13 protein-coding genes and 1 tRNA gene are annotated in these 14,450 nt (G+C 60.2%); 3 read left to right on the top strand and 11 right to left on the bottom strand.

Translation table 11 applies throughout. From position 1 onward, the window contains the following. Positions 1-74: 74 nt before the first annotated feature. Positions 75-299, bottom strand: coding sequence for a glutaredoxin-like protein NrdH (nrdH, locus tag JX292_RS07940; protein ID WP_204863241.1), 225 nt, complete (start codon positions 297-299; stop codon positions 75-77). Positions 300-1,160: 861 nt separating this feature from the next. Continuing rightward, on the bottom strand, positions 1,161-2,246 hold the full coding sequence (locus tag JX292_RS07935; protein WP_204863240.1) for an App1 family protein: 1,086 nt from the start codon (positions 2,244-2,246) through the stop codon (positions 1,161-1,163). 188 nt (positions 2,247-2,434) lie between these two features. Between JX292_RS07935 and JX292_RS09100 the strand changes: the two genes are divergently transcribed. The 3 genes from JX292_RS09100 to JX292_RS07920 all read left to right on the top strand — a co-directional run bounded on the left by JX292_RS09100 (position 2,435) and on the right by JX292_RS07920 (position 5,371). Further along, the gene (locus JX292_RS09100; RefSeq protein ID WP_204863239.1) at positions 2,435-3,532 is read left to right on the top strand and encodes a polysaccharide deacetylase family protein; all 1,098 of its coding nucleotides are present in this window, start codon (positions 2,435-2,437) and stop codon (positions 3,530-3,532) included. A gap of 258 nt (positions 3,533-3,790) precedes the next feature. Beyond that, positions 3,791-4,531: a DsbA family oxidoreductase gene (locus JX292_RS07925; protein ID WP_204863238.1), complete on the top strand. Its 741-nt coding sequence runs from the start codon at positions 3,791-3,793 to the stop codon at positions 4,529-4,531. A 261-nt stretch (positions 4,532-4,792) separates the two neighbouring features. Further along, positions 4,793-5,371 carry an excalibur calcium-binding domain-containing protein gene (locus tag JX292_RS07920; RefSeq protein WP_204863237.1) on the top strand — a complete coding sequence of 193 codons (579 nt, stop codon included), beginning with the start codon at positions 4,793-4,795 and terminating at the stop codon, positions 5,369-5,371. Between the two features lie 144 nt (positions 5,372-5,515). On the opposite strand, the gene JX292_RS07915 is transcribed toward JX292_RS07920, so the two are convergent. The 9 genes from JX292_RS07915 to obgE all read right to left on the bottom strand — a co-directional run bounded on the left by JX292_RS07915 (position 5,516) and on the right by obgE (position 14,266). Next, a complete protein-coding gene (locus JX292_RS07915; protein WP_204863236.1) occupies positions 5,516-6,388 on the bottom strand; it encodes a polysaccharide deacetylase family protein in 873 nt (290 codons plus the stop codon). Between the two features lie 268 nt (positions 6,389-6,656). Beyond that, complete coding sequence (locus tag JX292_RS07910) at positions 6,657-6,929, bottom strand: hypothetical protein (RefSeq protein ID WP_204863234.1); 273 nt, start codon at positions 6,927-6,929, stop codon at positions 6,657-6,659. A gap of 47 nt (positions 6,930-6,976) precedes the next feature. Continuing rightward, on the bottom strand, positions 6,977-8,368 hold the full coding sequence (locus tag JX292_RS07905) for a glutaminase (RefSeq protein ID WP_239653699.1): 1,392 nt from the start codon (positions 8,366-8,368) through the stop codon (positions 6,977-6,979). Between the two features lie 222 nt (positions 8,369-8,590). Further along, positions 8,591-9,556, bottom strand: coding sequence for a cation diffusion facilitator family transporter (locus JX292_RS07900; protein WP_204863232.1), 966 nt, complete (start codon positions 9,554-9,556; stop codon positions 8,591-8,593). Between the two features lie 188 nt (positions 9,557-9,744). After that, positions 9,745-9,817: transfer RNA gene (locus JX292_RS07895), tRNA-Ala, on the bottom strand. A gap of 287 nt (positions 9,818-10,104) precedes the next feature. Next, positions 10,105-10,542, bottom strand: a complete 438-nt coding sequence (rsfS, locus tag JX292_RS07890; protein WP_204863229.1) for a ribosome silencing factor — start codon at positions 10,540-10,542, stop codon at positions 10,105-10,107. Positions 10,543-10,602: 60 nt separating this feature from the next. Then, positions 10,603-11,664, bottom strand: a complete 1,062-nt coding sequence (locus tag JX292_RS07885) for a sulfite reductase subunit alpha (RefSeq protein WP_204863227.1) — start codon at positions 11,662-11,664, stop codon at positions 10,603-10,605. After that, positions 11,657-12,406, bottom strand: coding sequence for a nicotinate-nucleotide adenylyltransferase (gene nadD / locus JX292_RS07880; RefSeq protein WP_204863225.1), 750 nt, complete (start codon positions 12,404-12,406; stop codon positions 11,657-11,659). The genes JX292_RS07885 and nadD overlap by 8 nt, the downstream gene beginning before the upstream one ends. A gap of 246 nt (positions 12,407-12,652) precedes the next feature. Further along, on the bottom strand, positions 12,653-14,266 hold the full coding sequence (obgE, locus tag JX292_RS07875) for a GTPase ObgE (RefSeq protein WP_204863223.1): 1,614 nt from the start codon (positions 14,264-14,266) through the stop codon (positions 12,653-12,655). Positions 14,267-14,450 lie beyond the last annotated feature (184 nt).

Raw genomic sequence — 14,450 nt, 5'->3', positions numbered from 1 at the left:
CGTGAGCTCCTTACTTCGTATGTGCCGATATGGCTGTGTGACGCCGATTCCGTTGATGGGGGTTTCGGCTGGATTTACGCTTCCAGGGCGTTGATCTTATCGGGGCGGAAACCGGACCAGTGCTCCTCGCCTGCAATGACGACGGGTGCCTGCAGGTAGCCGAGGGACTTAACCATTTCAAGGGCCTGAGCGTCTTCGGTGATATCAACCTTGATGTAGCTGATACCCTTCGCGTCGAGGGCGCGGTAGGTCATGTTGCACTGAACGCACTGGGGCTTGGTGTACACGGTCACTACCATGAGAGTGCCTCTTACTTTCTCCCGCTCAGGCGGGTGTATCTTGTGAATGCTTCTGGCGTGTTTTCCTAGAGGCTCCACCGTCGTACCTCTACTCTGCCGGGGCGGTACAGCCCGTCGTGCAGGGGCTTGATAACTGCCTCGCGGTTCTTCGGGGCGGGCCCCTGAGGGGCCTCAGCGGTGGAACCGAGTATTAATACTACATCTAGTGCCAATAGATTTCTGCACCACAAGATGATGTGGTGTGGGGGTCGTGTTTCGTTCGATAAACCCACAGTTGAACCCACTTCATGGGGTGCTTCGACAGCTTATCCACATCCACCCCTGGGCGGAATCCGCCGGATTTTCGGGGGCCTCGCGGGGTTATCCACAGGTGGGGTTTAAGTGGGGCGCTATTTTGAACGCCCCTCCCCACTCGTTTCTTAAGGTGCTTTTAACCTCTATGGCATTTTAAGACATCGGAGGCCGTATTCCTCGGGCTTGATTTAAGGGAAGGTTTCATACTCGCCCATCATGACGCGGAACGACAGGGCTTTAAAGACGAACAGGTTTTCTTAATAGGGGCTAAACCTGAGGGCTGACCGCGGTGAAGGTGTGTGATTAAAGCTGTACAAAAGATTTTTAACTCTCCAGGAGCCGCCGGTGTGTCGTTGGTTTAAGTTGGTTAATCCTTAAACACCCCACAATCTAACGGATAAACCGGAATCTACAGGACGAATTTGGGGCACTCTCACCGCAACCTCACACACCACACACCACGAAGACTACAAAGGCCGACCACCCGCACTGGGGGTGGTCGGCCTTCAACGGCATCTATCCATATATGGGGTACACAGGGGCGCAGAAGCGCCTCGGTGAGAACGTCTAGAAGTCAATTAGCCCCAGATGACGTAGCTTCTTGCTGAGCGTCACGCCATCTGTAGCCTCAATCCACAGGGGCGAGCGCATCATCTGCTCGGCGCGGTGGTCGCTCCACACGCGACCCGAGGAGAGCACGGACTCCCCCACCGTCAGGTTGCGAATCACGATGGCCGCCACGTTGTCCGGGTAGCGTACCGCGAAGCCGTTGTAGATGTACGGGTCGCGTTGCCCGTCGTCACCAACCAGAATCCACTTCATCTGCGGGAACTCTTCAACCAGGCGCTGCAGGGAATCCACTTTATGCTTGGTGCCGGACCGGAACCAGCGGTCGGGGGTCGGCCCCCAGTCGGTGAGGAGGAATGTGCCGCGCGGGTAGCCGTTACGGCTCAGGAATCGGCGCAGGGTCGGGGTGATGTTCCACGCGCCGGTAGACAGGTACATGAACGGTGCGCTCGGCTCGCTACGGCGAATACGGTCGGTCATGACGGCCATTCCGGGGGTTGGGATGCGCGCGTGTTCGTCAAGCACGAAGGAGTTCCAGGCGGCCACTAGGGGACGCGGCAGCATGGTCACCATCACGGTGTCGTCGACATCCATGATGACGCCCAGTTTCTGCGACTCCGGCACGATATAAACGCTGGTAGCTACGGCACGCGACCCGGGCACGTACATGATGACCTCATGCATGCCGGGTTCCAGGTCAATGGTGAGCTTCACGTCGAGCACGCCGCCGCGGTCGGTGTACGCCTCGTACTTGGTGCCGCCGATAACGATGGTGACCGGTGCATCCGACATGGCGATTGCGGTGAAGGCGCGCCAGCCTCGCATGGGGTTGGCGGTGTCTTGGGTACCTTCAACAACCTGGAGGAGCCGTTCAAGATCGACTGTGTTGTAGAGGGCTCGGGCAATGATACGCACCCAGCCCGGGTTCCCTTCGGAGGCAACTCGCCCGTACCCTTCGCTGGGGACGAGAATCGGTTCGCGGCCGGCGGCGATAGCGCGCTTTTCACGCCATCGGTGCAGGCGGTCGGCTACGCGGTAACCGATGTTAACCGCCTCGTCAGCGGCGTCATTGACTAGGTTGCGCAATTCGTTATCCCCTCAGACTCTTACCCCACTAGTGTAACTGAGCCTGTCCTCCGGCGCGCTGAGCCTAGCGTACCGATACCTTTAAATACGCGGGTGAGGACGGGCTGTCACTGTGATATGCGCATTATTTGGGGTGGCGGGGCCGTTCAAGTTCTTCCGGAACCCGTGCGGGCGTTATCCTGGAAGATATGATCCACTCACAGCCTAACCGCCGACTTTTTGTGCTCGGCACCGCTATGCTTCCGCTCATCGCAGCCTGCTCGAAGAAGTCGGGCAACGACTACGACAGCACGAGCGGCAACTTTACTCCCTACCAGGCCGGTAGCGAGAGCCCCACCGCTACTCCTCGGCCTGCCGCCACGAATTCACCGACCCAGTCCGTCACCGGCAACCCGATTGATAAGCCGCGTGAGTGGCCGGGCGTAGGTAACGCTCTTATGGGTGAAGGAAAGTATATTGCGTGGACGGTTGATGATGGCGCCAGCCCCGAGGCGATTCGCGGCTACGCTGAGTTCTCTAAGCGCACGAATACGCGTCTGACTTTCTTTATTAACGCCTCGTACGTGGGTTTTAAGGATAATGTTGACGCGCTCCGCCCGCTGGTTCAGAGCGGTCAGATTCAGATTGCGAACCACACGTACAACCACGCCGACCTGACTACCCTGGATGCCGATGGTGTGAAGGCTGAGTTGCAGCGCAACGAGGACGAGATTATGAGTATCTTCGGTGTCTCGTCGAAGCCGTACTTTCGCCCGCCGTATGGCCGTTACAACGAGGCCGTGCTGAAGGCTGCCGGTGAGATTGGTTTTACCCGCCCGGTCATGTGGAACGGCACGACCGGCGACGAGGCAAAGACTAGCGCCCGTGTGATTTACATGCGTTCGCTACGCTACATGCTTCCGCAACAGATTATTCTGGGCCACCTGAACTATGAGACGATCGTTCCGATTCTGGATAAGCTCAAGGGTCTGTTGGATGAGCGCGGTTTGACCCCGGTTACGATTCATGACTACTACGGTGACGCTTCGGAGGAGGAGATTAAGGCTGCGGCCCCCAGCCCGACTGCAACCCCCGAGCCGAGTGAGACTCCTTCTGCGGATGCAACGAGCGCGGCTCCCACACCGACCCCTACTCCCACGCCGACTCCTCGGTACGAGGATGAGGTAGCCGCTACCAAGGCCCCCTCGCAGCCGGCCGCTACCACGCGCGCATCCCAGCCGGCTCAGCCGCAGCCTGCGGCCACGCGTCCGGCCGCTACTTCGGCCCCTGCCGCGGCCAACCGCTAGGCCGATTCTGGTCGGGTTGGGTCGCGAGATACGCTCGACTTTCAGGCTGTGACATGCGCGAAGCCCTCTCTCTCCCCGAGCGGGAGGGAGGGGGCTTCGCCGTGCCCGGCTTTGCCGATTCTCTCTCCCCCGATTCGATGAACGACGGAGCTCGCCGAACAGCGGGCGGGTCGTGCAGGAATAAACGGGGCGGTCGGTACGTTGGGTGAGCGTAGAGTGGCGGCGACTGCCGCATCCGAACGAGAGAGGAATAGATAGATGCGTATTGATATTTGGTCCGATATTGTGTGCCCCTTCTGCTACGTGGGCAAGCGTAACCTGGAGCTGGCGCTCGCCGAGTTTGAGCACCGTGACGAGGTTGAGGTGGTGTGGCATAGTTTTGAGCTGGACCCGTCGGCTACGGAGAATCCTGCCGTTTCGCTGCCCGAGCTGATTGCCGGTAAGTATCAGATGTCGCTGGAGCAGGCGATTGCGAGCCAGGAGTCGTTGGCGGAGCGCGCCCGCGAGGTGGGTTTGGATTTCAACTGGCGGCAGGCGCGGTACGGTAACACGTTTGATGCGCACCGCGTGATTCACTATGCGGCGGAGCAGGGTTTGGCTTCGGCGGCGCAGGAAGCGTTTAAGAAGGCGTACTTTACGCAGGGCCGTTCGGTGCAGGATCACGAGTCGATTCTGGATATTGCTTCTGAGATTGGCCTGGATACTGCCGAGGTTGAGGCCGTGTTGAAGAGTGACCGTTACGCGGCGGATGTGCGTGCTGATGAGCAGTTGGCGCGCCAGCTGGGTATTACCGGTGTGCCGTTCTTCTTGATTGAGTCGAAGTGGGCGGTGAGCGGTGCCCAGCCCGCGAAGATGCTGGTGCAGGCGCTGCGTCAGGTGTGGGAGGAGACTCACCGCGTTGAGTTTTTGAACCCGCTGGCGGGCATTTCGGGTGAGGCTGCGGGTGCCAATGCTGCGGAGGCGGGCCCGTCCTGCGATGTGAACGGCAACTGCTCCTAGAACTGCTGAGAGGTGCGCGGCGGGGGGCTACTCCCCTAGTTCCCCCATCTAGTGCAGACACCCTAATAGAGCGAAGCCCCCTTGTGCCGGTCCTTGCGTGAACCGGGCGCGAGGGGGCTTTGGCGTGCCAGATTGGCGTTTCTTCCCTTGTCGGAACGTTTGAGGGGCTCAATATTGTCTGCGGGTGGGATTGTTTTCCTTTACACTGGAGTGTGTGTTCTACGGTGAACACGCTTATCCACTCACTTTTCAAGGAATATTGTGTTGAAAATTCACGCCGCAACCGCTGGTGTTCTTGCGGGTGCTCTGCTGCTGACTGGTTGCTCTTCGTCTGTTCGCGTTCCGAAGTCTGTGCCGTCTGCGTCTTCGTCGGCTTCTGCTTCGGTTAGCCCCTCGGTTTCAGCTACTCCTAGTTCTTCTCCGAGTGCGTCTGCGACTCCTTCGGAGTCTCCTACCCCGACGGAGACTCCATCGCCGATTCCTCCGGCTGAGGCTCCCACCCAGGCGCCGGCTACTGAGGCACCTTCTGTTGCTGCACCGGCTGCTCCGGTTTCTGAGGCGCCCGCGCAGCAGGCCCCGGCTCAGGAAGCTCCTGCGCAGCAGGCTCCGGTAGCTACGGAGGCGCCCGCGCAGGCTCCGGCGGCTGAGGCTCCTGCTCAGCAACAGGCTCCGGCTCAGCCTGTTCAGCAGGCTCCGGCGCAGTCGAGTGTTTATTACGAAACATGCGCTGATGCTCGTGCGGCTGGTGCGGCGCCCCTGCATCGTGGCGAGCCGGGTTACCGCCCTGGTCTAGATAAAGACGGTGACGGCGTGGCGTGCGAGCCGAAGAAGAAGCACTAAGCTTCTACCCCCAGGTATAGCGAAGCCCCCTCGTACTATTTCTAGTACGAGGGGGCTTCGCCGTGCCCGGAAGGCTCACGTCAGTTGGCGTGAACTCAACCGGGGCTGGGACAAGTAAGCTTAGCCGGTCGGCACTACGGCGACCTAACCGTAATAGTCGCGAATCGTAACAGTCGTGAGCCCCATACGGTCCATCAGGCCCCTAATCTCATCCATCACCGAAATCACCCCGGGGTAATTCAGGTGACCAATAATGATGCGCTGCGCATCCACGTACTCCTTCGCAAAACGAAGCACCTCCTGCGAGGGAATATTCGAAGAATCAGCCAAGGAGCCATACCACAGCACCGGGCGAGTGAAACCGCACGAGGCCGCAGCCGCCAGCACGCGCGCATCATAATACCCGTACGGAGGGCGGAAATACGGCTTCGACGACACCCCAAAAAGCCGCTGAATCTCCTCGTCGTTGCGCGTCAGCTCCCGAACGATCTGCTCATCGCTGAGTTTGGTCAGCGCGGCGTGACTATACGTGTGGTTCGCAATCTGCAACTGCCCGCTCTTCACCAGCGGAAGCAACAGCTCGCGGTGCTGCTCAAAAGAGGGGTACTGGCCATTAATAAAGAACGTGAGGCGCGTGCCGGTGCGGCGAGCAAACTCGGCATACGCGCGCACCACATCAGGGTTGGCGCCGTCATCAACCGTCCAGGCGACATACTTGCCCTCACCAACAAGCCCCGTCTGCGGCCCATCCCAGGGGCGAGGCGTCGGCACAGGGTTACCGGGAGCCTGCGTGCTACCAGAACTCGGCGCGGCGGAAGGAGTAGCGCTCGCGGAACCACTCGGCGCGACAGAAGCAGAGGCATTGGGGCTACCGGAAGCGGTAGGGCTACCCGTCGCGCCTGCGTTGACACCGGTCGTCGAAGAGCAGGAGGTGAGAGCAAGACCCAGAGAGCCCAAGCCCAAGGCGCCCAAGCTGAGGAGTACGCCGCGGCGGGAGGCCACGGAATGATAAATCATGGTGTTTCTATGATCCCGATGCGCCTCGAACGACATCGGGTTTTGAGCGGTGTTCATACTCTCAGTGTAAAATAGCAACCCCTCCGAGCATCTAACAAGTCAAAAGATTACGTCAAAACACTTCAGTGAAGAAGCCACCCATATCTCATACATCAACTTTTTTCCTGAAGCCCCCACTCCACCACAAAGCCCCCTATACGCCTCAGCGCAAGGGGGCTTCACAACACAACTCAGGTGACCGCGGCACAGCACACAGGCCACGCGACAGCTAGCGAGGCTGGTAGGTGCGAGCACGCTCCGCACGCGCACGGCGCACCTCAGCATCCCGAAGAACCGGAACCAGAAGACGCACCAGCTGCTTAATTCCGCGCATCACCAGCTCAATCCACAACGCCGCAGACAGCACGCCCGCAGCACGCGGGTGACGGCGACGCACCCACCTCAACGACAGCAACGAAAACACAAAATACGCCGGGTACAGGAGAGCCTCACGAAAACGGAGAGCCTGCCGAACAACGGGATTCTGAGAAAGCTTCTTCATACCACCAGTATATCCAGCCAAACGGCACAGCCACACCGAGGCACCGGCTACGCCCCGGACTCACCCACCAGCTCAGCCGAAGGATTAGCCGATGCACCACCCGCAGGCAAAGACACCACAGAACTACCCGCCGGCTCCATCACAGCGCCCTCCCCCACCAGCTGAGAAGGAGCGGACCCCTCGGGACCCGACAGAATCGTCACGTTCATGCGGCGTAGCGCATCCGTATCAGTAATCGTGTCATCGTTATCAATCAGGTACACCCGGTAGCCGTCAGCAGTCAGGCGGCGCATCAGCTCCAAGAGCATATTCTGCGCCACCTCATCCACCGCGTACACGCGCGTCACATCCAGCGCGACCTTCGAACCCTCCATCGGGGCGTCCACAATCTCGCGAATCACGCGCTCCACACCCGCGAAGCGAATGCGGCCCTGCAGCTGAATCAGGCGCATGGCCTCGGGGCCGGAACCAATCTGGTAGTCCGCGCGCAAGGCCGAGCGCGCCACCGTCGGCACGTTCATCACGTGCATGCCCATGTCTTCAGAGAACTTCTCGAAGAGCTCCACACCGCGCACGCTATTACCGTGCCCGTCCAGGCGCGGAGAAAACGTCGCCACACCCAACTGGCCCGGAACCGCACCGATAATGCCGCCGCCCACGCCGCTCTTCGCCGGAACACCCACCTGGGTCGCCCAGTCACCCGCGGAGTTGTACATGCCGCACGTGAACATGACGCTCAACACCTGACGCACCACACCCTTCGGAACCACCTGCTCCCCCGTCACCGGGTGCACACCGTAGTTCGCGAGAGTCGCAGCCATCAGAGCCAAGTCCTTCACCGTAACCATGAGCGAGCACTGGCGCGTGTACCCCTGCACCGACACCTCCGGATCACCCGTCAAGATGCCGTGGCCGCGCAGCATGTGCGCAATAGCGTAGTTGCGGTGCGCGTGCTCCAACTCAGACTCGTACACGCGCTCATTCACCGACAGCCGACGGCCCGCAAAAGCCGACAGGCCCGAAATAACGCGCTCCATACGCTCACCCTGCGTAGCCCCCGGAGGACCCACCAGCGAGTGAGTGGTAATCGCACCAGCGTTAATCATCGGGTTCAACGGCTTACCCGAGCCGTCCTCCAGCGACAGCTCATTGAAGGGCTCGCCCGAGGGCTCAACGCCAACCTTCGCCAGCACGTCATCAAAACCGCGATCAGCCAGAGCCAACGCATACACGAAAGGCTTAGAAATCGACTGAATCGTGAACTCCACGTCGCTATCACCCGCAACGTACTGCTCACCATCAACCATCACGATGGACGTAGCCAGGCGATCCGGATTAACAGCCGCCAGCTCGGGAATATAGTTCGCCAGCTCCCCAGAAGTATCGGAGGCGACCGCCGCCAAGGAGTCAACAAGATACGTGGCGATAGGTGAATGCATGGTCTCCTCCGTGATGCTGATTCAGTGTTCGGGGCACGTTCCCGGATGCATCAGAGAACCCGGACATACCCCACCTACGAGTGTATCTTTTGCCGCCAAAAGCTACCAACTACCGCCCCCAATGACAGCCGAGTGGACAGCCCAGCACGGTACAGATCAAAACACGGAGCTACGCACAACAACAAGCACAAACCCGGTGCCGGGAACGTACCCCCCCCCCGGCTAGGGGTGGCGAACCGACTGCGGCTCCTGACCACCCAGCTCAGCGGTCTCCAACTGGAAGGTCGAATGCTCCACCGACACCTCAAAATGGTGAGCCACGCACGAACGGATACGGTCCAAAATCGCCACCGCAGAACCGTCCCGGAAACAAGAATCTGCCACCACCACGTGCGCGGTCACCACCGGCAGGCCCGTCGCCACCATCGAGGCGTGCACATCGTGCACCTCCACCACGCCGTCAACACTCAAGATATGCTCGCGCATCGCATCCAAGTCCAGCCCATCCGGGGTGAACTCCATGAGCACCGCCGTCGTCTGCTTCATCAAACGTACCGCACGCGGCACAATCAGTGCCGCAATAAACAGACCGGCCAAAGCATCCGCCCGATAGAAACCGGTCAACCAAATCACCACAGCCGCCACAATCACGCCCAGCGAACCCAGGGCATCATTGAGCACCTCCAGGAATGCGGCACGCATATTGAAGTTCGCATTTCGGCCCGAAGCCAGCACCACAATGCCAACAACATTCGCCACCAAACCGACCACACCAAAAACCAGCAACTCAGCACCAGGCACCTCAGGAGCCGCAAACAGACGATGCACGCCCTCCACCGCAGCATAAATACCCACCGCTAGCAGGAGCACCGACTGCCCCAGAGCCGCCAGCACCTCAATACGGCGGAAACCCCACGTATGGCGCGAGGTCGCCGGACGCGTCATGAGCGAAGCCGCGGTGAGCGCCACCAGCAGACCGGAGGCATCCGTAATAGCGTGCGCCGTATCCGTCAGCAGGGCCAAGCTACCCGTCACCAGCGAGCCAACCGCCTGCGCCAACACAATAATGACCGCCAGGCTAAAGGCAACCAGAAGACGCGGACGCATCGAAGCGGCATCCTCCGGACTCGGAACGTGCGAATGATTGTGATGATGACCGTCGTGGTGAGCGTGTGCGTACTCTCCCATGAACCTCTCCTTGAGATGTGGCTGGTGTGAGATGACCAGCGTGGGAAGACCGGCATAAGCCGGCAGGCGACGCAAACAACTGAGAGTCCGTCGCCTCCAGAACGAAACCACGATGCAAAAAGTCTAGAGATAGCAAAATCGCCCGATTCATACGAAACGGGCGATTGGCACCTCAACCGAGGTTTCCGTGGAGATAAGGGGACTCGAACCCCTGACCCCCTGCATGCCATGCAGGTGCGCTACCAGCTGCGCCATATCCCCATATTCTGTTACGTTCCTCAAGGGGGCAACATGAATATATTACACACTCCTCAGAGGGCGATGCAAATCAAGAACAGCTCAAATTCAAAAAAATTCAAAAATTTCAGGAGCCCCAAACTGCCCCACCCACGGCACATAAAACACCGCAAATACAATGAGGCGAACACAGCGAGGGGTGAGCCCACGCCCCGCATGTGCACCACATGCAAGGCACCGAACCCACCCTTCACGCAAACGCTACGGAGGCGCAACTCAGAGCGTCACGCCCCACGGTGCAGTCCGAAAATCTAAACCTCGTCCTGCGCCGGGATGATGCGTGCGGCCTCCTCCTCGGACTCAGCCTCGATGTCGAAGGGAGCCTCGTTCTCCACACCCAGCTCGATGCGCGGGGCCTGGGCCCACAGGCGATCCAGGGCGTAGAACTCGCGGTCCTCCTCATGCTGAACGTGAACCACAATATCGCCGAAGTCCAGCAGAATCCAACGACCCGAGGAACGACCCTCACGGCGTACAGGCTTCAGACCAGCCTGCTCACGCAGGGCGTCCTCAACCTCGTCAGCCACGGCGTTCACCAGGCGCTCATTATGAGCCGAAACCACCAGGAAACCGTCAATCAGACCCATGGCGTCGGCAGCATCCACAGCGAACAGGTTCGTTCCCTGCTTCTCCTCCGCCGCACGGGCGGCAATGCGCAGAGCCTCAACCGAGGACTGTGCAGCAGTCATGTTTTCCTTTCTTGCCGGTCATTCCCACCGGCAGCACCCCGCGGGGCGTATTCTCACGGCCTACTTCGGGCCAAAAATCATAATCAAGCCAACAACAACCAGGGCCAGCAACAGAACAATCCACAGCCAGGCCAGAGAAGTCTTCTGAGCCGGCTTCAGCACCTCATGCTCCGACTGGTTCTCGGCAACCTTCTCAGCGAAAGACTTTTCAGATTCCTTCTTCTGAGCGCTACTATCCGCACGCTCCACCGAAGCCACCGGGGCGCTCTTAGACTTGGCAGACTCATCCGCCGCGAGCTCAGCCAGCGCCACCGAATCCTCAGGATCCTGGCGGTCCACCATGCGCTGCAGCAACTCCTCCACCTCATCCGGGCTCAGAGCCACGGTCGGATCGCCATCCACCGAATCCACGGTGTCACCAGAAACCGAGCCGTCCAGAACGCTCAAGTCAAGGCCCTGCGCGTTCACAGCGCTCACACGGGTGGGCAAGTTGGAGGATGCACCCTCATCCTTCTGCACCTCGGAAGCCTCGGACTCCTGAGCATCCTGAGACTCGGAAGATTCCTCATCCTCAACCGCTACAGAAGCGTAGTCGACAACACGCTCGTCAACCTTCGGCTCGTCGCGCACGAGGTACTCGTGCATCTTCGGCTCAGGCTCCTCCTCCTTGACCACGGTAATCACCGGGATCGAAGAGGTCAGCGGGCTATCCACCGCCGAGGGATTAGTGGCATCCACACGGTTCTTTGCAATCTCCTCGGGACGCAGAATACGCAAGCTACTGGTCAGAGGAGCCGGCTCATGCAGCTTCTCCTCATCATTCGCCTCAGTCTCAATCTTGCCCTGGGCCGCCAACGCCGCAAAACGACGCTGAACCGCCAGAACCTGCGGATCAATCGCGCCAGCATTCACCACGGAACCCATATTATCTACAGGCTTCGGGTTCTCCCCGCGGCGGTGCGCACGCAGGTACTCGGCAACTTCCTCACGGTAACGGGCGAGACGGCGCGGACCCATCACCTTGGTCGGCGGCGGCACCTCAATGCCGTCTTCAGTCACGTACGTCTCGTAGAGGTACGCTTCGTCCTCGCTATAGGGCTTCGAACCCGCAGCTTCACTCATGTGTTCCCCCATTATTCGTCGATTCGGGTGACTGCTCCGCCTCATCCTTCACACGAGGCAGACCGTCACGGTAGGCCGTCAAAGCGTCCTTCTTATACAGCCCATACTTCGCAATATACTGCACCACACCATCGGGTACCAGGTACCAGATGGGAGCATCCTCAGCCGCACGACGGCGAATATCGGTCGAAGAAATCGCCATCGCAGGAATCTTCAGCGTCGTAATATGACGCCCCTCCGCAAGAGGAGGATCCAGCGTATGATCGGGGCGGGTCACTCCCACGAACGTCGCAAGATCCCACAGCTTATGGGCATTGCGCCAGGTCATAATCTGGCTGATGGCGTCCGCCCCGGTAATGAAGAACAGGTCAGCATCGGGGCGCAGGCTACGCAGCTCGTTAAGCGTATCAAAGGTGTACGTGGCGCCGCCACGGTCAATATCAATACGGCTCACCGTAAAACGCGGGTTCGACGCCGTCGCAATCACCGTCATCAGATAGCGATGCTCGGCATCACTCACGTGCCGCTCCCCCACCTTCTGCCAGGGCTGACCGGTCGGAACAAAAACAACCTCATCCAAATCAAACACCGCGGCAACCTCACTGGCCGCCACCAGGTGCCCGTGATGAATCGGGTCAAACGTTCCACCCATCACGCCCAAACGCACCCGTCCAGGAACGCGAGGGGGAATTGACTCGAAACTCGGAGCATCGAAATCAAACTGAATAGGCTGATCACTCACAGAAGCCGTCCTTGCTGGGGACAGAGACCGCACCGGAAAACAACGCGCCCACCGGTGAGGATACGGGTAAATACACGGATGCGCGCACCAGCCGACAGACCAACTCGGGACGCCGGATGCACGTGCATACACCCATCTATGCTACCGTCTCGATGCTAAAAACAACGAAATGACGGGGGTGAGCTAAGCCGCGGGTGGAACACCCGAGACCTGACTCACCCCCACCATCACAATGTGGACTGTGCCTTAGTCCTCGTCCTCGATGCTGAGCATGTCGATGCTCTCGTCGACCTTGCCTTCCTTGAGCTTCTTGCGGTACTCCACAGACTCGGTCCAGACGCCAGCCACGCGCTCGGACTCCAGCTCGGCACGAGCCGCAGCCTTCGCATCCATGCGTTCCTTGTACTCCACACGCTTCTGAGCGCGGGTCGGGCGGATAATCTCCTCCAGGCGAGCGTCGGTACCGCGCGGCGAAGAGAGCAACTCGGCGCCGCCAACCATAGTCGGCTCCCAGTCGAAAATCACAGAGTTGTCGCTCTCGCCAATCACCACGGCGTCGCCCGCGCGGGCACCGGCCTTAAACAGCTCGTCCTCAACACCCAGGCGGGCCAGACGGTCCGCCAGGTAGCCGACCGCCTCGTCATTGTTGAAGTCGGTCTGCTGGATCCAACGCTCAGGCTTCTCACCAATCACGCGGAACAGCGGCTCCAGGTTGCGCTCCTCGCGACGAATCACGAACTCCTGCTTCTTCTTATTGCGGAAGCCCTTCGGGCGAATCACGGGGGTCTCGACGGTCACACGCGCAGCCTCCTTCTCAGCGGCAGCGCGGGCGGCACGGTCCTCCTCCACGAGCTTTGCCATCGCGAAGATGAGAGGCTTCAAACCCTCATGCGAGGCAGTCGAAATCTCGAAGACCTTAAAGCCCATCTCCTCGAACTCGGGGCGCACAAACTCGGCCAGCTCACGAGCCTCAGGCACGTCAATTTTGTTCAACACCACAATCTGCGGACGCTCGTGCAACGGCACGGTCACGCCCGCGGTCGGGTCGACCTCGTAGTTCTGCAGCTCGCCGCGAATCACCTCGAAGTCGCTAATCGGGTCACGGCCGGGTTCCAGAGTCGCGCAGTCAATCACATGCACGAGCGCCGAGGAGCGCTCCACGTGACGCAGGAAGCGGTGGCCCAGGCCACGCCCCTCCGAGGCGCCCTCAATCAGACCCGGCACGTCGGCCACCGTGTAGCGCACATCGCCCGCCTGAACCACGCCCAGGTTCGGGATTAGGGTCGTAAACGGGTAATCCGCAATCTTCGGGCGTGCCGCGGAGATAGCGGCAATCAACGAGGACTTACCCGCCGAGGGGTAACCCACCAAGGCCACATCCGCGATGGACTTAAGCTCCAGCACAATATCGGCCTCTTCACCGGGGGTGCCCAACAGCGCGAAGCCGGGGGCCTTACGCTTCGTCGAAGCCAACGCGGCGTTACCCAGTCCGCCCATACCGCCGCGCGCGGCGATGTACTCGTCACCAACGTGCAACAGGTCGGCCAGCACATTGCCCTCGCGGTCCTTCACCACGGTGCCCTGCGGCACGGTCAGAACCAAGTCCTCACCGTTGAAGCCGTGGTGCATGTCGCCACGACCAATATCGCCATTCGGGGCGTGCTGGTGCGGGCTGTGATGGTACTCCAGCAGGGTCGTGGTCTGGTTATCAACGCGCAGAACCACCGCGCCACCGTTACCACCGTTACCACCGTTCGGGCCGCCCAGCGGCTTAAACTTCTCACGTCGCACGGAGACGCAGCCGTTGCCTCCGCGACCGCCGGAAACATGCAAGACCACGCGGTCCACGAATTCCGCCACGGGTTCTCCTATCTTGGAAAGTCTTCTCTTCGCCGACGCCTCAACGCCCAATGGGCGGATGCGTCAACAGGCGCAGCCGGGTTGGGGCGCGCCTCCTCGCGAGGACCAGCGCACGGCGTGCGGGTCACTCGCAGAACGGGAGTTATAGCGAGAGGGGGTAGACTCGCGCCTACCCCCTCTGCCC

The sequence above is a fragment of the Rothia mucilaginosa genome (assembly GCF_901875305.1).
Classification (GTDB): Bacteria; Actinomycetota; Actinomycetes; order Actinomycetales; family Micrococcaceae; genus Rothia.
This window is presented reverse-complemented; position numbering and strand designations above follow the sequence as displayed.